We start from the raw sequence: 23814 nt of genomic DNA, 5'->3' as shown, positions 1-23814 counted from the left end.
GCTTCACTTTGAACCATAGGGATTTGCCTGATAATTTAGTGGCGTATGGGGGTAGGATTTAAAAATTATATAATTAGGTAAGCCTTATTTTTACTGGAGCCGGGAATGGGATTTGAACCCACGGCCTGCTGATTACGAATCAGCTGCTCTACCACTGAGCTATCCCGGCATTTGCTTAATTTTTAGGAAGTTAAGGAAAAATTGCAAGGAAAAAATATTCTTAAGAAATTAAAAATAAACACATTTTGCACCCAGAATACACTTCACCTTAACCTTTTTAGGGAGCAACCATTTTGGGGGAATAATAAAAAACTCATAGAAAAGATTTGTTTTGTTCTATCTGGCAGTTGTCCCAGGTGTCCTGGGATAATTGGGGGCGTCTTAAAAGGCCCCCTTTTAATAGTCTTTAGAGTGGTTGAGTTTACTTTTTTTCCATTCAGGTTTGCGTTTGGCATGGATAAGTAAGGGAATGCTGCTAAAGAAGATAGTGCTAAGGATGACCAAGAAAGTATAAAAGAGAGGAGAGCCTACAGGAAGTTGGCTGGGTGGGAAAAAAGCCACCACAAAGCTGAAAAGCATGGCTACAAAGCCTGTGCCCGCAATAAGCCACAGCCCCAGTTTTCCGCCAGGCAGTTTAAAGGGCCTGGGAAGGTGAGGTTGAGTGTAGCGCAGCTTAATTACACTGGCATACATGAGCATGTACATGATTAGATAGAGGGAAATGGTCATAGCAGAAATGAGGAAGAATCCTACTTCCACATGTTTCATAAAAAAGTACAGGCTAGAAATAATGGTAACAATGATGCCCTGAATGATAAGTATGGGGACAGGCATCTCTTTTTTATTGGTTTTTTGTAAGATAGGCGGCAGTTCTCCTGCTTCTGCTGTGGCTAGCAGGCCTCTGCTGGGGCTAGCTATCCAGGCAAACACACCTCCCATTACTCCAAAAGCCACAAAGAGAGATAAAAGTTTTAGCAGCCAATCCAGGTGCCAGATATCTTTGATTATTGCTTCAAAGGTGAGGAAAATAGCTTTGGTCAGGTCAATCTTTTCATAGGGTAAAATGGCAGCAATAGGTATGGAGCCCAGAATGTATAAGAATAGAGAAACAAGGGCTCCCAGGGCAATGGCTAAGGGGAATTGTTTGCCCGGGTTTTCCATATCCAGGACATGTACTCCCTGTACTTCTATACCTGCAAAGAGGAGTAAAATTCCTCCTAAAAAGGCAATGGTGCCAAAACCATGGATTTCTGGCCAGAATCTGGGATGTCCAGCGTGTTCTAAGGCCGGGTCGCTAATTTGTTCCCAGCCCAGAGGATGTCCTGTGCTTATCCAGTAGAGAAAAAGAACAAAGAGAATAATTCCTGGAATTACAGTGCCCAGGATAAACCCCCAGTTGGAGAGCTTGGCAAAGCTTTCTACTCCGCCAAAGGCTACCAGAGTGGCCAGCCAATAGACCAGGATACAGAAGAGTCCGATATAGTAGTGATTGCCAGCTAAATCAGGCCGTCCCAGAGCATAGGCTACAGCTACTGCACCAAAGGTAAGGGTTACTGGATACCAGACCACATTTTGTATCCATTGCAACCAGATGGCCAGAAATCCCCAGCGATTGCCAAAGGCTTCTCCAATCCAAACAAAAACTCCTCCCTGGCGTTTGGCAAAAAGTCCACCCAATTCAGCTGAAACCAGGGCTGCTGGAATAAGAAAAAACAGGGTTGCAAATCCCAAATAAATGAACATGGTCATTTCCTCTTTGGCAGTCATGGCCATGCCGCGAATACTGGTCACCACACCTGCTGCGGTCATCAGCCCAAGAGCAATCACTCCTAAGGATTTTTCTTTTTTCTGGTTTGGAGAAGGTTTAGAAGAACTCACTTTTATCCTCCTATGGGGTTAAACTTATTTTTTTCATTTACCAGGCCAGGCATGGTGGTTAAAACTTGCTCCTTCTTCTGCTTGTACGGGTGTGCTAACAGGATGTTTTTGCAGATAGTCTAAAGAGCGTCTAAAGTCTTCTAAAAGCATTTCTGCCAGGTCCAGAGAAAAGCCATGCCTTACCACTATGCGCATGATAGCTATATCTGTGGCCTTGGGAGGAAGGGTATAGGCAGGTACCTGCCAGCCTCTGGTGCGCAGGCGGTCAGAAAGTTCAAATAAAGTATAGCCAGGATTTTCCCCTTCTTTTATGCGCCAGGAGACAACTGGAATACCTCTGGAGCTATCTCCATCAAAGATTAGGTCAAAGGGACCAAGTTTGGCGATTTCTTTAGCCAGATACTGGGCTACCTGGTAACAATTTTGTTGAATGCATCTATAGCCTTCTCGGCCCAACCTTAGGAAGTTGTAGTATTGGGCGATTATCTGGCCTGCTGGCCTGGAGAAGTTTAAAGCAAAGGTGGGCATTTTCCCGCCCAGATAGTTTACCCAAAAAATTAGTTCTTCAGGTAAGTCACTGGCGTCATGCCAGATTATCCAGCCCACACCTAACGGGGCAAGCCCATACTTATGGCCAGAGGCATTGATGGAGCGAACGCGGGGAATGCGAAAATCCCAGAGTAAGTCTGGCTCTACAAAGGGAGCTAAAAATCCTCCTGAAGCAGCATCCACATGGATGGGGATGTTTAGACCTGTATCCTTTTCCAGTTTATCCAGGGCCCTGGCTATTTCCAGGACAGGTTCATATTGACCGGTAAAGGTCAGTCCAAAGGTGCAGACCACTCCAATGGTATTTTCATCCACCCTTTTTAACACCTCTTCTGGATTCATGCAGAATCTGTCCTTTTCCATGGGAATTTCTCTTAATTCCACGTCAAAATAGCGGGCAAACTTATGCCAGCAGACCTGAACTGGACCAGTGATTAGGTTGGGCTTATCTGCTGGCTTGTTGGCCTTTTCTCTGGCCTTGCGCCATTTCCATTTTAAGGCCAGACCTCCCAGCATAGCTGCTTCGCTGGAGCCGGTAGTAGAGCATCCCAGGGTTTTAGCGGCCTGGGGGGAATTCCAGAGGTCTGCCAGCATATGCACACATCTCTTTTCCCTTTCAGCAGTGGAAGGGTACTCATCTTTGTCAATCATGTTTTTATCTATAGCCAGGTCCATTAGCTGGTGAACTTCATCTTCTACCCAGGTTTGACAAAAGGTGGCTAAGTTTTGTCTGGCATTGCCGTCCAAAATTAATTCATCCCGCACCAGACTATAGGCTACATCTGGCCTTAGTTGCTTTTGAGGAAAACGATACTTGGGTACAGAAAGATTTACTTCTGTACAGCCATAGATATCTGCAGTTAATTCCTCTAGGATATCTTTTTTGAAATGAATAGGCATAGGCTCTGCTCCTTTAAAGAGTATCTTGTAGTTGTTAAAAATATTACTTTAAAGGCTACTCTTTTCCCCAAGGTTTGGCAAAGTTTTTTTGTTTTTTTGAGCAGGAGAGTTATAGGGAAGGTATAGGAAAGTTTTTATACTGTTATATTTTTAATACTTTTTACCTTTTAAATTTAAAGGCCTGGGACAGGTCATTTGTTGGGGGTCTAAAAGGTCTTCCAGTTCTTTTTCTGTAAGTAAGCCCTTTTCCAAAACCAGTTCATAAATGGGTTTGTTTTTTTGTTGAGCTTCTTTGGCAATCTGGGCTGCCAGTTCATAGCCCAGGCAGGGCACCAGGGCTGTAGCTAATCCGCTGGATTTTTTAACCATTTCCAGACAATGTTCTTTATTGGCAGTGATACCCTGGATACACTTTTCTCTAAAGATAATGCTACCTTTTTTGAGCATTTCCATGGATTGAAAAAGGTTAAAAGACATAATGGGCTCAAAGACATTTAGCTCCAGTTGTCCAGCTTCAGCTGCAATGGTAATGGTCAGGTCATTGCCAATGACCTGGTAGCAAATCTGGTTCATCATTTCAGGAATAACAGGATTTACTTTGCCCGGCATAATGGAAGAGCCAGGCTGGACTGGAGGAAGGTTGATTTCCCTAAAACCAGCAAAAGGACCAGAAGAAAGTAATCTTAAATCGTTGCATATTTTGGATATTTTTACAGCAATGCGTTTTAGAATCCCAGAAAGTTGGACCAGGGCGCCAGTATCACTGGTTGCTTCAATCAGGTTGGGAGAGAGTTTTAGGGGAAGTCCTGTAAGTTCCCTTAATTTTTCTACCACCTTGGGTGCGTATTCTGGAAGGGTGTTTATGCCTGTGCCAATGGCTGTTCCACCTAGGTTTATTTCCTGCAGTAAAGTTAGGGCCTCTTGTAAGCGCTCAATATCTTCTCCAATGGTAATGCCATAGGCAGTGAATTCCTGGCCCAAAGTAATGGGCACAGCATCCTGGAGCTGAGTTCTACCCATTTTTAAGATGTCTTTGAATTCTTCTCCCTTGGCTAAGAAACTTTCCTTTAGTTCCTCAAGGGACTGGGCCAGTTCTTGGCCATACCAGATGGCAGCAAGTCTTATGGCCGTGGGATAGACATCATTGGTGGATTGGGAGAGGTTTACATGGTTGTTGGGATGTAAGTACTTGTATTCTCCTTTGTTTTTCCCAAGTATTTCCAGGCCAATATTGGCAATTACTTCGTTCATATTCATATTGATGGAAGTGCCAGCTCCACCCTGAATTACATCCACCAGAAACTGGTCATTAAACTTGCCAGTTCTGATTTGCTGGCAGGCAACAACAATTGCGTGCATGAGTTCTTCAGAAAGCAATCCCAGTTCAAAGTTAACCAGAGCTGCAGCTTCCTTGATAAAAGCCAAGGCGTCTAGGAGGCGATAATAGTGGCTTATGGGAATGCCAGTGACCTGAAAATTTTCCAGAGCCCTTACTGTTTGTACTCCATAATAGGCACTGGCAGGTACTTTCCTTGAACCCAAGCTATCCTTTTCTTCTCTAAATTTCATGGCACTCTCCTTTTAGTAGCCAAGGTGTTTTAAGATATAGTCCAGGTTCATGTTTTTTTCTACTAAATCAGCTAGTTTATCCAGCTTCCAGTTCAAATCAAAAGAGGGCCTATTGTTTAAAGGACCAAGGCCCTTGGCCTTTCTTAACCTGTTTAACCAAAAATGTCTAAATCCATCATTGTCAAAAAGGCCATGGAGATAAGTCCCCCAGATGTTAAGAGAAAGGTGTTTATATCCCAGTATTTTTTGCTTGCTATCCTGGAAGAGCGGGATGAGTTTTTTTACTGGAGTGGTCTGACCATGATGGATTTCATACCCCTGGACGGTTAAAGGCTGGGGCAAATAGGTGGCCTTGCTTTGGGTTAGTTCCTTTTGAAGAGACAGAGAACTTTTTAAAGGCAAAAGGCCCAGTCCCTTAATACTTCCTTTTCCTTCTAAAAAATATCTATCTTCTATTTCCAGGCCCAGCATCTGATAGCCACCACAAATACCAACTATCTCCATTTGTGTTTGAAATTCTAGGATTTTGGTCGCAAAGCCTTTGGTTTTTAAGTAGTTAAGGTCTGTAAAGACATTTTTGCTACCAGGAAGGATAAGAGCGTCTAATTCCTTTATCTCTTCAGGAGTTCTAATGATGAGCAGTTGGACATCTGGTTCTTCTTTTAAGGGGGTAAAATCTGTAAAATTGGAAATATGAGGCAAATCCAGGATACCTATGCGCAGTTCTTTGGATCCAGAAGCATTGCTTTGGGCTTTAAAACTTACGGAATCCTCTTCTGGTAAGTTAAAGTCAAAGTAGGGAATTATGCCCAGAGTGGGTTTACGGGTGATTTGGTGGAGAGTGGCCAGTCCAGGTTGGAGCAAACTTTTATCTCCTCTAAACTTATTAATGACAAACCCTAAGATGGTTTTTTGCTCTTCAGGGGAAAGTAAACTATAGGTGCCCACAAAAGAGGCAAAAATACCGCCCAAGTTTATGTCTCCCACTAAAAGTACAGGTGCGCTGGCATAAAGGGCCATTTTCATGTTCACAATGTCGTGTTCTTTTAAATTGATTTCTACCGGGCTACCTGCTCCTTCTATGAGAACAAGGTCGTAGTCTTTTTGCAATTGCTGAAAACACTCTTTTACTACTTCAAAAGCCTTAGGCTTGTAGGCAATGTATTCTTCTACAGAAAAGTTGCCCAGGGGCTTTCCACGCACAATAACCTGCGCGCCTGTTTCAGAGGAAGGCTTTAATAAGATGGGGTTCATTATAGCCTTGGGCTCTAAAAAACAGGCCTGGGCTTGCAGTACCTGGGCCCTGCCCATTTCCAGACCCTCCTGGGTAACAAAGGAATTTAAGGCCATGTTTTGAGCTTTAAAGGGTGCAACCCTTATGCCTCTGCGGGCCAAAAGGCGTCCTAGAGCAGCTACCAGCAAAGACTTTCCTGCATTGGAGGCTGTGCCCTGGACCATTAAGGCTCTGGCCTTGTTTGTGCTTGGAGAAAAAGACCGGGATTTTTTAAAAAAATGCCTGGCCAGGTCTAAAAATCTCTGTTGTTCCTTTAAAGGTCTAATGGCTATTCTTAAAAAGTCAGGCCCAAGACCCGGAAAATTATCTCCTTTTCTTACCAATACCCTGTTTTGAAAAAGGTATTGTCTAAATTCCTGGGCCCTGGGAGTGGATAGAAGCAGGAAGTTGGCAGGAGTGCTATGGATTTGCCAGGAAAACTCCTGGAGTTGGGATAAAAAAGTAGTTTTTAATTCCTCAAGGGTTTTTCTGGTTTTTTCTATCCACAGTGGATGTTTAAAATAGGCTAGGGCTAATTCTTGGGCCAAGGTACTAACTGACCAGGTGGGAAGATTTTGCTGGAGCGCAGAAATGAATTCAGTGCTACTTAGGGCAAAACCAATTCTTATCCCTGGGGTACTTAAAATCTTGGTCAGGGAATAAAGAAAAAGAAGGTTGGGAGCAATAAAGGGTAGGTATTTATGTTTTGACTCCAGAAAATCCCAAAAGGCCATATCCACGATAAAAAAACTTTTGGGAAACTTGTGGACGAGTTCTTTTAGCTTGACCTGAGAAAGCAAGCTCCCCGTGGGATTGTTGGGGTGAGCCAGGAAGACCAGGTGGGGTTTTTGGGCCAAAACCTTTTCTATTTCTGCCCAGGGGTAGGTAAAGTTATTGGCAGGAGAAAGGAAAATTTCCTTTAGGTTTAACTTATGTCTGGTTGCCCAGAGTTTGTATTCCAGATAACTGGGTTGCAGGATAAGTGCATCTTTAAGGTCAATTAAAGGGCCTAGAAAGGGAAATAGTTCAGAAGAGCCATTTAAGGGAAAAATATTTTCTGGTTTTACCCCGTAATATTTAGCAGCTTGCTCTCTTAACAGAGTATAGTTGGGGTCAGGATAGGCCAGACTGGAAGACAAGGTCTGGAGCAAGACTTGGTTTAACCAGGGAGGAGGGCCTAAGGGGTTTAAACTGGCTGAGAAGTCCAGGATGTTTTCTGGAGAAGTGTTTAGCTTTTGGGCAGCTTCCCAGATATTGCCGCCATGTTCTAAATCTTGCATCAAGTCTCCCTTCTTAACTTTGATTTCTTTGTAAGGGTATTGGCTTTTTTTCGCAATAAAAAAGGGCCGCCCTGAAAGACGGCCCTTTGCTTTTTTTAGAAGGAAAGAAAAGTGGATTAGTACATTCCACCCATGCCACCACCAGGCATTGAAGGAGTATCTTTCTTTTCTTCTGGTTTTTCAGCAATAGCAGCTTCAGTGGTAAGTAGGAGAGAAGCTACAGAAGCTGCGTTTTGTAAGGCAATACGAGTAACTTTTTTGGGATCAATTACTCCAGCCTTGTACAGGTCTTCGTATTCACCAGTAGCAGCATTGAAGCCTTCGCCATCTTTCATGGATTTTACTTTTTCAATAACTACAGCGCCTTCATAACCAGCGTTTTTACAGATCTGGAACAAAGGAGCCTGGGCAGCTTTGCGTACTACTTCAATACCAGCAGCTTCATCATCATCAGCTGGTTTTACATTGTCCAGAGCCTTTAAGCAGCGGATAAGAGCAACGCCACCGCCAGGAACAATGCCTTCTTCTACAGCAGCCCTAGTAGCATTGAGAGCGTCTTCTACTCTGGCTTTCTTTTCTTTCATTTCAGTTTCAGTGGCAGCACCTACATGGATAACAGCCACGCCACCAACGATTTTAGCCAGACGTTCCTGTAATTTTTCTCTATCATAATCAGAGGTGCTTTCTTCAATTTCAGCTCTGATTTGTTTGATTCTGGCCTTGATATCTTCAGGCTTGCCAGCACCATCTACAATAGTGGTGTTTTCCTTATCTACAATGATTCTCTTAGCTCTACCCAAGTCATCCAGAGTAGCATTTTCTAATTTTACACCCAGTTCCTCAGAAATTACCTGGCCACCAGTTAAGATGGCAATATCTTGGAGCATGGCTTTACGGCGTTCACCAAAACCAGGAGCCTTAACAGCAGCTACTTGCAAGGTGCCTCTTAACTTGTTCACTACCAAAGTGGCCAAAGCTTCACCTTCAATGTCCTCAGCAATGATGAGTAAAGGTCTGCCTACCTTGGCCACCTGTTCTAAAACAGGCAAAAGGTCTTTCATGGAAGAGATTTTCTTGTCGTGAATGAGGATATAAGCGTCTTCCAATTCGCAAACCATCTTTTCAGGGTCAGTTACAAAGTAAGGGGAGAGATAACCACGGTCGAACTGCATACCTTCTACTACATCAAGGGTAGTTTCCAGGCCTTTGGCTTCTTCTACAGTGATAACGCCTTCCTTACCTACCTTGCTCATGGCTTCAGCAATAATGTTTCCAATGGTAGGATCGTTGTTAGCAGAAATGGTTCCTACCTGGGCAATTTCCTTTTGGTCTCTGGTAGGTTTGGCAATTTTTTCCAATTCCTTGACAATGGCTTCTACTGCCTTGTCAATGCCACGCTTGATGGCCATGGGGTTACGGCCAGCAGCAACCAATTTTAAACCTTCATTAAAAATAGCCTGGGCCAAAACAGTAGCAGTGGTAGTACCATCACCAGCAATATCAGAAGTCTTGCTGGCAACTTCCTTTACCATCTGAGCGCCCATGTTTTCAAACTTGTCTTCCAATTCAATTTCTTTGGCTACAGTAACACCGTCTTTGGTAATAGTTGGAGAACCAAAAGACTTTTCAATTACTACGTTTCTACCCTTGGGTCCAAGGGTTACCTTTACAGCCTCAGCCAGGATATCCACACCTTTTTTTAGCTTGCTTCTAGCATTAACATCAAATTTTATAACTTTAGCTCCCATATTGCTTCCTCCTTAATTGTTTGTTTTTTTATTACTCAATGATAGCCAAAATGTCGTCTTCTCTCATTACCAAGTGCTCTACGCCTTCAATTTTTACTTCTGTGCCGGCGTATTTGTTGAAAAGCACTTTGTCTCCAACTTTTACAGACATGGGAATGGTCTTCCCATCATCAGTGGTTTTACCTGGGCCTACAGCCACCACTTCACCCTTAATGGGCTTTTCTTTGGCAGTGTCAGGAATGATAATTCCACCTTTGGTAACCTCTTCTTCTTCCAAACGTTTCACCAGTACTCTGTCTTGCAATGGCTTTAAGTTCATGAATCTACCTCCTTAAGAGTTTTTATTATTGGCTTTTTATAGACAAAACCTGTAACGGTGGCTCATATAAGCACGCTATTAGCACTCGTCAAGAGTGAGTGCTAATATTTTTTGAAAAAAAATTTTATTTCAATAAATACTTGAATTAATTTGTATTTTTTAATTAAAGTTGATTGAGTTAAAAGTATAGGTCCAGAGTTTTTTTAGGATAATTAAAATACCTTTTATCTAAAGGAGTTGAATGAGGAGGTAATTGGATAGATTAAAATCTTGTTGGTGGAATTTATGTGAATATAACTTGTTTAACTATTTGTAAAAACAATAAAAAAAGTCCTTTGTTAAGCTTAACTCTTTTTATTTTTGTTAAGTTTTTTAGAAAAAAGTTGACAGTTGATGGGAGAATGAGTAGAGGTATCTTCTCTTCGGTTGGGCCGTTAACTCAGTAGGTAGAGTATCTGCCTTTTAAGCAGAGAGTCGCAGGTTCGAGTCCTGCACGGCCCACCATTTTTTTGTCCCCATCGTCTAGTGGCCTAGGACGCCGGCCTCTCACGCCGGTAACAGGGGTTCAAATCCCCTTGGGGACGCCAACCCTTAAGAAATAAAAATATAAGCCCCTACTTTCTGGTAGGGGCTTTTTGGTTTTTTCCAATTATTTTTTATGACCTTTTGTAGTTCTCTGGATGTTATTAGAGCCCCAATTCTTGGAGTAAGGCATCCACATCTTCCTGCTTTACCTTTTCTTGAGGTCCTTTTAGTTTAGACATTTTGACCTGGGCTTCTTGTTTAATGCTCTGAAAGTCTTTTTCCGGGTGTTCTTCTTTGGTTTTAATGCTTAAGCCAGAACTGAGATAGAGATTTACTACCTTTTCTTCAATGGTTCTTAGAGTATCTACGATTTTTTTGATGCGTTGGCCGGTTAAATCCTGAAAGCTTAAAGAGGTCATGATGGCTAGGAGGTCTTGATTTAAGCTTTTTTGCCAGGCCAGAAGGGTAAAGCCTTCTTCAGGAGTAAGAGAATTTTGTTTTTTTAGTTTTTTGCAAATTTCTTCAATTTGAGGCATTTGATCTAAATGTTTTTCAACCACAGTCATAATATCCAGGGTGGCCTTTTCTGTGGTGCGCAAAATGGCATCTAGTTGGTCCGAAGTTTCATTAAAAAGGTGTTCTGCTTCCTTTTGAGACAGGCCATTGGAAGATTTTTTGGTGGCTTCAATATTTTCGTAGATATTTTTTAAACCACTGCGTAGTTCTTCACTTAAATTTTTATAAAATTCACTTTCCAGAAGGGTTTTGGTCAAAGCCTGACTTATTTCCTTTTCCAGAGTTTGGGCAATGGTTTCTTTAATAGAACCTTCCAGTTTACTACTTAAATCCGCTAAAACTTTTTTATACAGTTCTTCCATGACTTCCACCTTAGACTTGAGGTATAAATAGGGTCAAAGTAGTTGTATTTTCTTGAGAAAGAATTTCTGCTTTACCTTGAAATAGAGACAACAGTTTTTGTACAAGGGTTAAACCCAGGCCCAGATGATTTTTCTTAGAAGTTATAAAGGGTTCAAAGGCGTTTTCTACCTCTAATAGGGTAGGAGTAGTTAAAATTATCTTTAAAAAAGGCGTTTCTTTTTCAATAGTTAAGAAAAATTGGACCTGCTTGGGCTCTTTTTCCAGTTCTTCCAGGGCGTTTAACAAGGCTTGTTCCAGGGAAAAGTTTAAAAGTAAAGGAATGGTGGTAAAATTAAGGACTTTGTTTTCAACCTTTAGTTCCACATTGTGTTTAAAGAGAAGGTTATTTTGCCAGTAAGCTTCCAACCAGTTGAGAAAAGAATTTAAGTCCAGGGGCTGTTTTTCTAAGCTATTAAAGTTTTCTCGATACTGAATGATTTGGACCAGTTCATTTATCTTTTTTTCTGGTAGTTGTAATTGCTGGAGGTGTTTTTTGAGATCTTTTGCAGAAGTAGTTGTATCTAGTTTTTGCAAGACCAGGGAGGTCTGCATTTTGAGCAAGTGCAGGGGAGTGTTTAAATTGTGCAAATATCCTGGAAACATCTGCCCTGCCAGGGCCTGTGCATATAAATTTAGCCAGGGAAGAAGTTCTTCTAGAGAAGATGGTTCAAAGTTTTTTGCCACGTAGAAGCTCTCTTTGTTCTTTAAAAACAAACTGAACAATTTGCTCTCGATCTGAATCGCGCAAAAAAAGATATTTCAGGGCATAGAGATATTTTTGATTTTGTTCACCTTCCAGACGCAAGATTTCTCCTACCAGGCCAATGAGAAGGGGCGGTAAGGTGGATAGAGAAAGGGCTACTTCAATGGGGGTGCCTGGTTCTAATTTTTCTTGGCTTAAAAATTTTAGGCCTGCTCCACTTATTTCTACAACCTCCCCTTTATAGGGAAAGTCCTGGGAAAGGCTATTTTGGTTGAGCAGAGAAAGGATTACATCCAGTTTGTTGTTGAGGTTGCTTAGAAATTCCAGGAGTTCTTTGGGTAAATAGGGAGAATTCAGATTTTCTAAAGAGATATCTTTAAAATCACATCCCAGACAACCCAAAAACAAAGGACGGGCGTCCTTTTCTGTGAACCTAAAAAACATTTTTAACCTGGTAGGTACTCTGGAAAAGGTTCTATTTTCTGAAGACATAACTCATCCTATAGATTTATTCTCCATTGGTGTCAATTTGCACCTGCATGGCATTGACTGGACATACCCTGGTACAGCGGCCACAGGCTGTACACTTATTGGAGTCAAACTTAATGAGCCTGGATTCTTTTCCAGGTACAGAGCCTGAGGTAAACACAGACTTAAACATATCCCACAGTGCATACAGGAATCTTCATCCCGGGTAATGTTTTGAGAAACTTCCTGGATGGTGATTCCCTGCTCCATTAAGTAGGAAAGGCCCTTTTGAAAGTCTTCCTCTGGACCGCTGAGCTCAATAATCATATGCCCTTCTTCTTTAGGGGTAATTCTGGCCTTTAGGATATTGAAAGTAAGGTCAAACTTTCTGGCCAGGGTGCACATCATGGGTTTTCTAGAAACATTTTTGCTAAAGTGTAAGCTAATTATTTTGCTGGGATACTTTTTGGAGCCAGGCATTTTTTTACTCCTTTTCCAGTTCAGCCAAAAAGGCCTTGGCCCTTTCAGCTTCTGTGGTTTTGGGGAATTTTTGAATAAGTTCTTTTAAAAGTAAAGTAGCTGCTTTTTCTCTTTTTATTTGAGCAAAGGAAATGGCTTCTTTTAAGTAGGCTGCTGCGGTTTTATTGGACTTGGGATATTTGTCTATTACCTCTTGATAAGCCAGAATGGCCCTTTTGTAGTCTTCTTTTTGATATAAACACTCTCCTTTCCAGAAAAGGGCATTGGAAACCAGCTTATGTTTGGGGTATTCCTGGACAAATTGTTCCCAAAGGGTTTGAGCCAGGTCGTATTTTCTCTGGTAAAAGGCATTAAGGGCCTGTTGATAGAGCTCTTCTGGAGAAGAGGTCTTGAGTAGGGCTGGAGTTTGGGCTTTTGAGGAGGAAGAGGTGGGTTTTTCTAGATTTAAGCCCAGATTGCTTTCCAAAGCAGCTACCAGGCCTTCTAGTTTGGCCACTTTGTTTTGCAGTTCTTGGGTTTGCTCCAGGAGGTTTTGAGAGGACTCCTTATCTTTGTCCAAAGAGTATTTTATCTCGTCTATTTCCCCACTTAAGGAAGCTAGACTTTTACGCAAGCTTTCAATTTCTGCCCACAGATTGGCCTGGGCACTGCGCACTGGTGTGGCGCTTTGCTCTATTTTTTGCTGCAAGGTGGCAGTGATTTCTTGTAGTTTAGTTTGCAGGTTTACAACTTCTTGCTTTAATTGCTGGTTTTCCTGCTGCTGGGTGTATAACGCCAGACGCAAACTATCCAGGTCTTTTTGACTGGCACAAGCCAAAAGAAAAAGAGATTTAGGACAAGTAAAAATTTACCAAACTTTTTTAGCTCTTTTCCTTCCCCAAAACACATACACAAGTCCTCCTAAGACTGGAATAAACACACTTCCTGCCAGCCAGGCCATCTTTTCCTGGGGTGTTTTAAAATCTGAGCGAAAAATATGCCAAATAGACCAGAGATTGGGTAAAATGGGAATGAGTAGAAGTGGAAGTACGTAAAAAAGCTTATCTGCAGGTATGCCAAACATTTAGTTTACTCCTTTTTTCTAAGTAATAGGAATAACCCAAGAAAGAAAACAAGCAAAGCAATTACCTGGGTTGCACTTAAAAAAAGAATTTCTCCTCTATAATCTCCACGCAAAAATTCAATTCCAAAACGAAAAATAGCATAAAGAATCAACAAAAGGGCAAAAATTTGACCGTCCTTTTTAAACCATTTTTTGCTCAGCAAAAGCAGGCCAAAGGTGATAAACCCGGCTAGAGAGTGATAGATTTGAGTGGGGTGAAGGGGGACAAAAAGGGGAGCCAGAGAGTCTGGGTTGGTAAAGGTGATGCTCCAGGGTACATGGGTTGGTTTGCCATAACAACATCCAGCAAAAAAACAGCCCCAGCGCCCAATGGCCTGGCCCAGAGCAATGCCTGGAGCCAAAGCATCTGCCCAGGGTAAAAGGGGTTGTTTATAGCGTTTAAAAAAGAAGTAGGAGCTAAGGGTTGCGCCCAGAGCTCCACCCAAAAAGACCAGACCACCCTTCCAGAACATCAGGATTTCCACAGGATGTTTTAAAAAATAGTTAAAGTTTAAAAGCACAAAAAAGAGCCTTGCTCCCAGTAAAGCGCCTATGAGGGCATAAAACCCCAGCTCAGAGGTAAGCTTGGGGTTTAACCCCCTTTTTTTAGCTTCCAGGCTGGTAAAGGCCAGAGCCATTAAAATAGCTGCAGCAATAAAAAAACCATAAGTATAGATAGTAAAAGGTCCAAGCTTAATTAAAACGGGATGCACTTTTTTCCTTTTGTAAAAAGAAATAATTAAACTCATGGTTCCGCAAAAAATAGCAATATCTGCCACATTAAAGGCTGGCCAATGATATTGTTTGATATAAAAATCCAGGAAATCTATTACCTTACCTATTCTGATGCGGTCTATCAGATTGCCCAGTGCTCCACCCAGAATAAGCCCTAAACCTGTAAAAAGATAATAGTCCTGTCTTTCCACAGTTTTTAGTAGGTGAAATATAAGCACTATAGCCAGCGCAGAAGCTCCAATAAAAAAATAGGTCTGCCAGGAAATATCTGCCCGATTGAGAAAACCAAAGGCAGCACCTTTATTCAGGATATGCACCAGGTTAAAGAATCCAGGGATAATCACCTTTTCTTCCCAGAGAGGAATGGTTTTACTAATCCAGACTTTGGTTATCTGGTCCAGAAGTAAAACTATTCCGGCTAGACTAAAGGCTAGTTTGTATTTGTTCATAAGTTTATGCTCCTTGCAGTTCTTTTAATACCCGGGCACAGCGAGGACAGACCTTTTCAAAGGAGTCATGGGTGCCTGTCTGGGGATGATATATCCAGCAACGTTCGCACTTTTCCCCTTCAGCCTGACTTACTTCAATTTTCAGATTTTCAATTTCTTCACTAATAAATACTTCTTTTGAGGGTTCTTCGGTTTTTAATTCCACCTGAGACACAATAAAAACTTCTCTTAACAATTCCTCTTTTCCCTTAAGTTCAGCCAGTTGTTCTGGAAGGTAAAGGGTTATCTTGCACTCCAGGGAGTGCCCTACAATGCCTTCTTTGCGCTTGGGCTCTATGGCTTTGGTAACTTCTTCTCGCAGGCTATAAACCAATTCCCAGAATTCTTTTTCTTCTGCCAAAAAGTCTAGTTCAGGTTCACTAAAATTGTAGCCAAATACAGTATCTACTTGAGGTTTCAGGGGTTCTGGAAGGTGCTGAAAAATCTCCTCTGCAGTAAAACTTAAAATGGGAGCAATGTTTTTCAGAAGTAAAAAGAGAATGGAATAAAGGACGCTTTGGGCAGAGCGTCTTTCTGGACTGGTTGGATGGCTTACATACAAGCGGTCTTTTAAAATGTCCAAATAAAAGGCAGAAAGCTCGGTTACGCAGAGTTTATGCAAGGTATGGAATACCTTGTGAAATTCAAAGTTTTCATAGGCCCTTTGCATTTTTTTATGCGCCTGTAAGGTGAGGTATAAACCATAACGATCCAGGGGCAAAAGCTTGTCTGCAGGCAAAAGGTCTTTTTGAGGGTCAAAGTCTTTTAGATTACCCAGGATAAAGCGACAGGTGTTGCGGATACGGCGATAGGCATCCACCAGACGGGTTAAAATTTCCTTGGAGATGCGTAAATCTTCTTGATAATTTACAGAGGAAACCCACAGGCGTAAAATTTCTGCTCCGTATTGGTCTATGATTTCCTGGGGAGCAACCACATTGCCAATGGACTTGGACATTTTTCTGCCTTCACCATCTACTACATAACCATGGGTGAGTACTGCCTTGTAAGGTGGCAGGTCTCTGGTGCCTATGCTGGCCAGAAGAGAAGAGTGAAACCAGCCTCTATGCTGGTCTGAACCTTCTAAATAGAGGTCAGCTGGAAAATCACACTCTGGCCTTTTTTCTACCACAGCAGCAAAACTGGTCCCAGAGTCAAACCACACATCCAGGATGTCGTCTTCTTTTCAAATTCACTACCACCACAGTGAGGACAGGTAAGACCTGCAGGCACAATTTCCTCTAGAGAAGCTTCAAACCAATAATCTGCTCCCCTGGGATGGGTTTCAAAGCGATTTACAATTTCTTTGGCCCACTTAGCATCATACCAGGCCTCCTGACATTTTTTACAGACCAGGGCAATAATGGGTACACCCCAGGCCCTTTGCCTGGAGATACACCAATCTGGTCTTTGCTCTACCATGTTGTAAATCCTATCCCTTCCCCAGGCAGGTATCCATTTTACCTGCTTGTCTATGGCTTCCAGGGCTTTTTGCCTGAGGTTGTTGGCTTCCATGGAAATAAACCACTGGGTAGTGGCTCTAAAAATCACTGGTTTTTTACAGCGCCAGCAATGAGGATAGGAGTGCGAAATTTTGCTTTCAGCCAGCAAGTGACCAACTTCTTTAAGTTTTTCAATAACTTTAGGGTTGGCTGCAAATACATTGAGGCCTGCAAAAAATTCTACGGATTCTAAAAATTCTCCTTTGTCGTTTAAGGGAGACAAAATTTCCAGATTATAACGCAAGCCTGTTTCATAGTCTTCCTGTCCGTGTCCAGGAGCAGTGTGCACGCAACCTGTACCTGTTTCTAAGGTGACATAATCAGCCAGGACCAGAGGAGAAGGACGGTGGTAAAAGGGGTGAGTGGCCTTAAGCCCTTCTAGTTCTTCTCCTTTTACTTGCAGGAGTATTTCCGGGTTTTCCCAGCCAAAGATTTCACTGCAAGTGGCCAGAAGATAGTGGGCCAGGAGATAGTTTTCTTCTTTGACGCGTACAAATACATAGTCAAATTCAGGGTGCACAGCTACAGCCATGTTGTCAGGCAAGGTCCAGGGAGTGGTGGTCCAGATGATGACGTAGGTGTTTCCTTGTAGTTGAGGAAATTTTTCTTTTACCTTGGGGTCAGTTAAGGGAAAACGGACATAAATAGAAGGAGAAGTATGGTCTTTGTACTCTACTTCTGCTTCTGCCAGGGCTGTTTTACAGGAAATACACCAGTGAATGGGTTTTTTAGCTCGTTTTACTGCCCCCCGCTCCATGAAGTTGGCCAGCTCTCTGGCTGTGGCAGCTTCATACTCTGGGCTCATGGTCAGATAAGGTTTGTCCCAAAGTCCAAGCACTCCCAGGCGTTTAAACTCTGAACGCTGAATGTCTAAAAATTTCAGCGCATACTGGCGGCACTGTTCTCTTATTTCAGTAAGGGGCAGGCTTTTTTTGTCCAGACCCAGGTTTTGTTCTACTTTTAGTTCTATGGGTAAACCATGACAGTCCCAACCAGGTACAAACTCTGCCTGGTAGCCACTTAGGTTTTTATATTTGACCACAATATCCTTAAGTATTTTGTTCATAGCTGTTCCCAGGTGGATGTGGCCATTGGCATAAGGTGGACCATCGTGTAAGGTATAGCGGGGACAATCTTTATTTTTGGCAATCATTTTTTGATAGGCATCTATTTTTTTCCAGAATTCCAGAATTTTGGGTTCATTTTTGGTGAGATTGGCACGCATGGGAAAGGAAGTTTTAGGGAGATTAAGGGTATCTTTATAGTCGCTCATTGTTTATCAGGCCTCCTTAAGTTTTTTGCTTGACGGAATTAAGGTTATGTAGTCTTAAATAGAGTAAAACACAAGTCAAGTAAAAGCCCTCTGGGCAGTAAAAAGAGGTAAGGATGGACTTACTCAAAACCATTGAAGTTTTTTTGTGGGAAAAGAAAGAAAAAGAAGGGTTAAAAGGCCGCTTTTTCCATTACTTACGGGTTTTGTTTTTGGCTGGAGAGGGTTTTCTCCAAGATAGAGGAAACCTTTTTGCTGCTGCCCTGACCTTTTTTCCCTTTTGTCCTTGGTTCCCATTTTGGCCTTAGCCTTTGCTGTGGCCAAAGGTTTTGGCCTGGATAAGTTTTTGGAAAAACAACTTTTGAGTAATCTGGCAGAACAAGGAGAAGCCCTTTCCAAAGCCATTGAATTTGCGCACAACTTACTCCAGAAAACCAGAGGAGAAGTGGTTGCTGGTATTGGGGTGATTTTTCTTTTCTGGACTGTAATTAAGGTCTTTTCCCAGATAGAGACTGCTTTTAATGAAATTTGGGGAGTAGAAAGGGGAAGAAGCTGGACCAGAAAGTTTACAGATTATTTGTCTCTTTTTATTTTAGTTCCTTTTTTATTTATAACCGCCAATAGTCTTGCCCTTTATTTGGCCAAAAAACTTTCTCTCTGGACTTTGGGATTACCTTTTTTTATTTCCTGGATTTCTATTCTTTTTTTAAAACTTGTTCCCCTTTTTTTATTTACCTGCCTTTTTGCTCTTCTTTATATTGTCATTCCCTCCACAGAAGTAAAATTAAAACCAGCCTTTGTTGCTGGCTTTATTATCGCTATATTGTATTTGATTTTGCAAAAGATGATTGTGGTAGCCCAGGTGAATTTGGCCAGATTTAATGCCATCTATGGTAGTTTTGCTGCCTTTCCCCTTTTTGTCTTCTGGTTAAATTGGAGTTGGAGCCTGGTATTGCTGGGAGCAGAAATGGCCTTTGTCCTACAAAATTTTTCCCTGTTAAAAAAGAGAGACCATACCCTTTCCCTAAAGGATTTAAAATACCTTTCCTTGTATTGTTGGGCCAAGTTGGGCAAGCACTTTCTGGAAAAGGAGGAGGAGTTAGCGTTCAGGAATTATTAGCAGACTTACCTGTTGGGGTGGAAACCTGTAGAAAAATAGAAAAGCACCTGGTTGGAGCTGGACTGGTTAAAATTCTTTGGGAAGAAGAGAAAATGCTTTTACCTGCTTTTTCTCCTCATAGCTTAACCGTGGAACAATTCTGGGAGCTCTGGGAGGAAGAAGGCAAAGAAGCCACTTCCTTAGAAGTAAAAAAATGGGAGGAAAAGGTAAAACAAAAGGGAAGTCAATGTCTGGTAGTGGATTTGTTGAAGTAGTCTTGGTGGAGGCGAGGGATAAGGAACTATATTTTTATCTTTAGCACTTTGCTTTTAAATAAGTTTTTTAGAATCATTTTTTAGCTCACCACCATATAAAATCACTTTTAATTCTTGATGTAAATTGTTTTAATAGGTTTATTCCTTGTAAAGTCGTATTCTATTGTATAGACCTTAGGGTAAAATATAGCTGTACACTTTTCAGTTAAACTTAGACAAAAACAAAACTAACAAGTTTTGTTAAATTAAATAACTTAGAATACTAGTTAAGTTAAAATTTTTGTTGTTGATTTGCCTGGAGCATTGTATTATTTTCCCTAGAAGACAAAGGATGAAGAGATATCTTGGTTTCTAAGCATGATTTTTTTGGATAGTGATAAAATATTATATGTAGCTTAAGGGTGAGTATTTAAGATTTGAAGTAGTTTTTTCAAATTCTTAACTTTGATTGCCTTTGTTTTGACTTTTCTTGAACTTTGTATATGCTGTAAACATAATATAAACAGCTAAAAAATATATGTTAAAATAAAGCTAACAGAATAAAGGAGAAAATTTATGGCAGTGAAGAAAACCCAGTTATATAGCCATCTGTGGGAAGCAGCTAATGCCCTTCGTGGTGGAATGGATGCAAGCCAATACAAGGATTATGTTTTGACCATATTGTTTATTAAGTATGTTACTGATAGATATAAGGGTGATCCCTATGCTGAATTCCTGGTACCAGAAGGTGGTAGTTTTGACGACCTTATTGAGGCAAAAGGAAAGTCCGATATTGGTGAAAGGATAAATAAAGTGCTGGCAAAACTTGCCGAAGAAAACGAACTCAAGGGTGTTATTGACCGAATAGATTTTGACGATAGTAGCAAGTTAGGCACAGGGAAAGAGAAAGTAGATCGACTTACCAGTCTTGTGGCAATCTTTGAAAATCCAGATCTTAATTTCAAGAGTAATAGAGCCGAAGGCGATGATATACTGGGTGATGTGTACGAGTATTTCATGAAGAAGTTTGCCACCGAAGCAGGAAAGAGCAAGGGACAGTTTTATACGCCTGCCGAGGTTTCGAGAATAATGGCAAAAATAATTGGTGTGGATAAAGTCAGCTCTCCAGATCAAACAGCATATGACCCAACTTGTGGCTCTGGATCTCTCCTTCTGAAAGTAGCCGACGAAGCAAAGAGCGAAACAGGTATAGATATATCCCTTTATGGCCAGGAAATAGACATAGATGTGGCAAACCTGGCAAGAATGAATATGATTATGCACGGGCGGCCCGATGCTGTTATTGAGCAGGGAAACACCCTGGTTGATCCTAAATTTAAAAATGATGATTCGCTTAAAACCTTTGATTTTGCAGTTGCTAATCCTCCTTTTTCACAAAAAAACTGGATGAATGGTGTAAAGGTTGAAAACGATCCATACCACCGTTTTGACGATGGCATACCTCCAGCCAAAAATGGTGATTATGCATTTCTGCTTCATTTAATTAAATCACTAAAACCCAAAGGCAAAGGTGCTATTATCCTGCCCCATGGAGTGCTATTTAGAGGCGGAGCCGAGGCTGTAATCAGGCGTAATTTAGTACAAAAAGGATATATAAAGGGAATTATCGGACTACCTCCGAACCTGTTTTATGGCACAGGCATACCTGCTATTATAATGGTTATTGACAAAGAAAACGCCTCTGCCAGAAAAGGCATTTTTATGATTGATGCCTCAAAAGGATTCAGAAAAGACGGAGCCAAAAACCGTCTGAGAGAAAGGGATATTCACAAAATAGTTACTACATTTCATAATTTTGATGAAATTCCTGGCTACTCCCGAATGGTTAGCATGGAAGAGATTAAAAATAATGACTACAACCTAAATATTCCAAGATACATTGATAGCACAGAAGAGGAAGATATTCAGGACATTTATGCTCATCTGCATGATGGCATACCACGCCGAGACATTGATAAGATGGAAGCATGGGCTGTGTTCCCACAGCTTAAAGAAGCACTCTTTGACCTAAACAGTAGTGGATATTATGAGATGAAAATCCGGCCTGATCAGCTGCAGGACTTTATTGAGAAAAGCCCCGAAGTCCAGCACTTTATAAACCAGGCGATGCACCTATTTGACCAGTGGAAGCATAGTAACCTCGAATTTATGAAGTCCATTGATGAAAACACCAATCCAAGGCATTTTATAAGAAAGATATCAGAGAGCTTGCTGGATACTTACAGAACAATGGAGATAGTAGACGAATACGCCATATATCAGATTCTTATGGACTACTGGGATGAGGAGATGAAAGACGATGTGTATATGCTCATAGAAGAAGGATGGGTGGCAAAAACGTATAGAATTATAGAGGAAAACAAAAAAGGTAAAGAAGTAGACAAAGGATGGGCATGCGACCTGCTGCCCAAGGAGATTGTTATTAAGGAATATTTTGACCAGGAAAAGGAAAAAATAGAACAGCTTGAGACACAACTGGAAGAGATACAGCAAAAAATGGAAGGGATGAAAGAAGAATATGGCAGTGAAGAGGGAATACTGGAAGAAGTGAAAAACCAAAGCGGCAATATTACCAAAAAGGAATTGCTGGCAAAAATCAAAGAACTAAAAACAAATGAGGATGAGTTCAAAGATGAGCTTACTGTCTTACTTGATTACCAAAAACTTATGGATCAAGAAGCAAAAATTAAAAAGCAAATAAAAACACTGGAGAAAGAACTGGATGAAAAGCTGCTGCAAAAATACTCTCAGCTGAACGAAGAAGATGTAAAACGTCTTGTAGTAGAGAAAAAATGGCTTGCCAGCCTGGAACAAGGCATACGCGACGAGCTGGATAACATAATTCTGGAGGTAACCAACAGAGTAAAAGAGCTTGCCGAAAGGTACGACGAGCCGCTTCCTGAGATAGAGCGGCAAGTGCAAGAATATGAACAAAAAGTTAAACAGCATCTAAAAATAATGGGGTTTGAAATTTAAAAGGGATAGAATTATGAAAAATACAAACTTAACATTTACTAATAAAACTTATCCATTACAAAATTTGATTAATGACATTGATACAGGCAATATTGCTTTGCCTGATTTGCAAAGACCATTTGTTTGGGATACTACCAAAGCGAGAGATCTGATCGATTCTCTTTATAAAGGATTGCCTGTTGGTGTTATTATCCTGTGGGAGATATTAGAAGCAAATAATTTTAAAAAAATAAATCAAGAGAATAAAAGAGACCCACGTTTTCTTGTGATTGACGGACAGCAACGTTTAACTTCTTTATATTCAATAATTAAAAACAAAGAAATTATTTCTAAAAATATTCATAAATTCAAAATTAAAATTGCATTTAATCCGATAGAAGAGAAATTTGAAGTATATAACGCTGCTATAGAAAAAAGCAAGGAGTGGATTCCTGATATTAGTGTACTTTTTGAAAATGGTTCAAGTTTTGAAATAATAAACGATTATCTAACCAAAATTGAAAACCTATCTATTGATATTGGTAAAAATATAATTGCTCAAAGAATTGAAAAAGTCAGGAATATATTAAATTTCCCTTTTCAGGTTATTGAACTTTCTACAGATTTGGATCCTGAAGAAGTTTCTGAGATATTTGTTCGTATAAATAGCAAAGGTCAAACTTTGAGTCAATCAGACTTTATACTCACACTTATGTCTGTGTATTGGCCAGAAGGTCGTGAACAGCTGGAAAATTTTTTCAAAGAATCTCACAAACCTCCGAAACATAATCAACCTTCTTCTTATAATATTATAGGGATTAAACCAACTCCTGAACAACTTATACGTGCAATTGTTGGATACTCTTTTGATCGTGGACGTTTGAAATATGCTTATTTAATATTAAAAGGTCGTGATTTAGAAAATCGTCAAATCTCTACAGAATTAAGAGACAAAAATTTTGAGCAATTTAAAAAAGGTCAAGATAAAGCTTTAAATTTAACTAATTGGCATGATTACATTAAAATTATTTACAGTGCTGGTTTTATTGAAGAATTTTTAATTAGTTCAAAGGTTGCATTTTTCATTACTTATGCTATCTATTTAAAATTATTAGATTCAAAACATAATCTTTCTACAAAAGAAATTGAATCTTTAATAAGAAAATGGTTTGTTTTTTCAACTATAACTCAAAGATATACAGGCTCTCCAGAGTCAACTATAGAAGAAGATTTCAATAAAATTAAAGATATAGGAGTTATAGAATTTATCCAGAATAATATAAAAACATATCTTTCAGAAGATTTTTGGAACACAATTCTGCCAGAACAATTAGAAAGTTCATCTACTCGCAACTTTGCTTATTTAGTGTATTTAGCTGCTTTGGTACGGAACGATTGCAATGTTTTATTTTCCGATGTTAAGCTAAGAGACTATTTGAAACCGCAATTCAAAAGTCCCAAAAAAGCCTTAGAATTACATCATATTTATCCCAAAAATTATTTAGCAAAAGTGCATGGTTTAAAAAGAAAAGAATATAATCAGGTAGCCAACTTTGTTTATATTGAATACAAAGATAATATAAAGATAAGTGATAAAAAACCAGAGGATTATTGGCCTGTTTTTGTAAAAGGTCTTAGTGAGACAGAAATAAATCAAATCTATAAAACTTATGACTTGCCAGATGAGTTTCCAAATATGGAGTACTTTGATTTTCTGCGAGAAAGGCGAAAACTAATGGCTCAGAAGATAAAAGAATATTTTTATAATCTCTAAAAGA

18 protein-coding genes, 3 tRNA genes and 1 pseudogene are annotated in these 23814 nt (G+C 40.5%); 7 read left to right on the top strand and 15 right to left on the bottom strand.

Annotated elements, in window-relative coordinates:
* Positions 1-94 precede the first annotated feature (94 nt).
* The 7 genes from ACZ42F_RS09085 to groES all read right to left on the bottom strand — a co-directional run bounded on the left by ACZ42F_RS09085 (position 95) and on the right by groES (position 9516).
* Positions 95-169 (bottom strand) — tRNA-Thr (locus tag ACZ42F_RS09085).
* A gap of 227 nt (positions 170-396) precedes the next feature.
* Positions 397-1878, bottom strand: a complete 1482-nt coding sequence (locus ACZ42F_RS09080) for an amino acid permease (RefSeq protein WP_464278744.1) — start codon at positions 1876-1878, stop codon at positions 397-399.
* Between the two features lie 33 nt (positions 1879-1911).
* On the bottom strand, positions 1912-3327 hold the full coding sequence (locus ACZ42F_RS09075; RefSeq protein ID WP_464278743.1) for a glutamate decarboxylase: 1416 nt from the start codon (positions 3325-3327) through the stop codon (positions 1912-1914).
* Between the two features lie 150 nt (positions 3328-3477).
* Positions 3478-4896, bottom strand: coding sequence for an aspartate ammonia-lyase (locus ACZ42F_RS09070; RefSeq protein WP_464278742.1), 1419 nt, complete (start codon positions 4894-4896; stop codon positions 3478-3480).
* A 12-nt stretch (positions 4897-4908) separates the two neighbouring features.
* On the bottom strand, positions 4909-7449 hold the full coding sequence (locus ACZ42F_RS09065; protein ID WP_464278741.1) for a cobyric acid synthase: 2541 nt from the start codon (positions 7447-7449) through the stop codon (positions 4909-4911).
* Between the two features lie 116 nt (positions 7450-7565).
* Entirely contained in the window at positions 7566-9197 is a 1632-nt protein-coding gene (gene groL / locus ACZ42F_RS09060) for a chaperonin GroEL (RefSeq protein WP_464278740.1), read from the bottom strand.
* A gap of 31 nt (positions 9198-9228) precedes the next feature.
* Positions 9229-9516, bottom strand: coding sequence for a co-chaperone GroES (groES, locus tag ACZ42F_RS09055; protein ID WP_029969802.1), 288 nt, complete (start codon positions 9514-9516; stop codon positions 9229-9231).
* A gap of 428 nt (positions 9517-9944) precedes the next feature.
* Between groES and ACZ42F_RS09050 the strand changes: the two genes are divergently transcribed.
* Positions 9945-10020, top strand: a tRNA-Lys gene (locus ACZ42F_RS09050).
* 7 nt (positions 10021-10027) lie between these two features.
* Positions 10028-10103: transfer RNA gene (locus tag ACZ42F_RS09045), tRNA-Glu, on the top strand.
* Positions 10104-10202: 99 nt separating this feature from the next.
* On the opposite strand, the gene ACZ42F_RS09040 is transcribed toward ACZ42F_RS09045, so the two are convergent.
* From ACZ42F_RS09040 to ileS, 8 genes and pseudogenes are all read right to left on the bottom strand, one after another.
* Positions 10203-10919 (bottom strand): protein phosphatase CheZ, encoded by a 717-nt coding sequence (locus ACZ42F_RS09040; protein WP_464278739.1) that lies wholly within the window; start codon positions 10917-10919, stop codon positions 10203-10205.
* 10 nt (positions 10920-10929) lie between these two features.
* Complete coding sequence (locus tag ACZ42F_RS09035; protein ID WP_464278738.1) at positions 10930-11643, bottom strand: sensor histidine kinase; 714 nt, start codon at positions 11641-11643, stop codon at positions 10930-10932.
* Complete coding sequence (locus ACZ42F_RS09030) at positions 11627-12154, bottom strand: PilZ domain-containing protein (protein ID WP_464278737.1); 528 nt, start codon at positions 12152-12154, stop codon at positions 11627-11629. The genes ACZ42F_RS09035 and ACZ42F_RS09030 overlap by 17 nt, the downstream gene beginning before the upstream one ends.
* Positions 12155-12157: 3 nt before the next feature.
* On the bottom strand, positions 12158-12610 hold the full coding sequence (locus ACZ42F_RS09025; RefSeq protein ID WP_464278736.1) for an NIL domain-containing protein: 453 nt from the start codon (positions 12608-12610) through the stop codon (positions 12158-12160).
* 4 nt (positions 12611-12614) lie between these two features.
* Complete coding sequence (gene ybgF / locus ACZ42F_RS09020) at positions 12615-13427, bottom strand: tol-pal system protein YbgF (RefSeq protein WP_464278735.1); 813 nt, start codon at positions 13425-13427, stop codon at positions 12615-12617.
* Between the two features lie 30 nt (positions 13428-13457).
* Entirely contained in the window at positions 13458-13673 is a 216-nt protein-coding gene (locus ACZ42F_RS09015) for a PLD nuclease N-terminal domain-containing protein (protein WP_029969520.1), read from the bottom strand.
* Positions 13674-13678: 5 nt separating this feature from the next.
* A complete protein-coding gene (lgt, locus tag ACZ42F_RS09010) occupies positions 13679-14896 on the bottom strand; it encodes a prolipoprotein diacylglyceryl transferase (RefSeq protein ID WP_464278734.1) in 1218 nt (405 codons plus the stop codon).
* 4 nt (positions 14897-14900) lie between these two features.
* Positions 14901-17710, bottom strand: a pseudogene (gene ileS, locus ACZ42F_RS09005) (isoleucine--tRNA ligase).
* A 113-nt stretch (positions 17711-17823) separates the two neighbouring features.
* Between ileS and ACZ42F_RS09000 the strand changes: the two are divergent.
* The 5 genes from ACZ42F_RS09000 (at position 17824) to ACZ42F_RS08980 (ending at position 23810) form a co-directional block, all read left to right on the top strand.
* Positions 17824-18015, top strand: coding sequence for a hypothetical protein (locus tag ACZ42F_RS09000; RefSeq protein ID WP_464278733.1), 192 nt, complete (start codon positions 17824-17826; stop codon positions 18013-18015).
* Entirely contained in the window at positions 17988-18827 is an 840-nt protein-coding gene (locus ACZ42F_RS08995) for a YihY/virulence factor BrkB family protein (protein ID WP_464278732.1), read from the top strand. Before ACZ42F_RS09000 ends, ACZ42F_RS08995 begins: the two co-directional genes overlap by 28 nt.
* Complete coding sequence (locus tag ACZ42F_RS08990) at positions 18764-19081, top strand: hypothetical protein (protein WP_464280302.1); 318 nt, start codon at positions 18764-18766, stop codon at positions 19079-19081. Before ACZ42F_RS08995 ends, ACZ42F_RS08990 begins: the two co-directional genes overlap by 64 nt.
* 555 nt (positions 19082-19636) lie before the next feature.
* The gene (locus ACZ42F_RS08985) at positions 19637-22057 is read left to right on the top strand and encodes a type I restriction-modification system subunit M (RefSeq protein WP_464278731.1); all 2421 of its coding nucleotides are present in this window, start codon (positions 19637-19639) and stop codon (positions 22055-22057) included.
* Positions 22058-22070: 13 nt separating this feature from the next.
* Complete coding sequence (locus ACZ42F_RS08980) at positions 22071-23810, top strand: GmrSD restriction endonuclease domain-containing protein (RefSeq protein WP_464278730.1); 1740 nt, start codon at positions 22071-22073, stop codon at positions 23808-23810.
* The last annotated feature ends 4 nt before the right edge of the window (positions 23811-23814 follow it).

The organism is Desulfonauticus autotrophicus (assembly GCF_055381725.1).
This window is presented reverse-complemented; position numbering and strand designations above follow the sequence as displayed.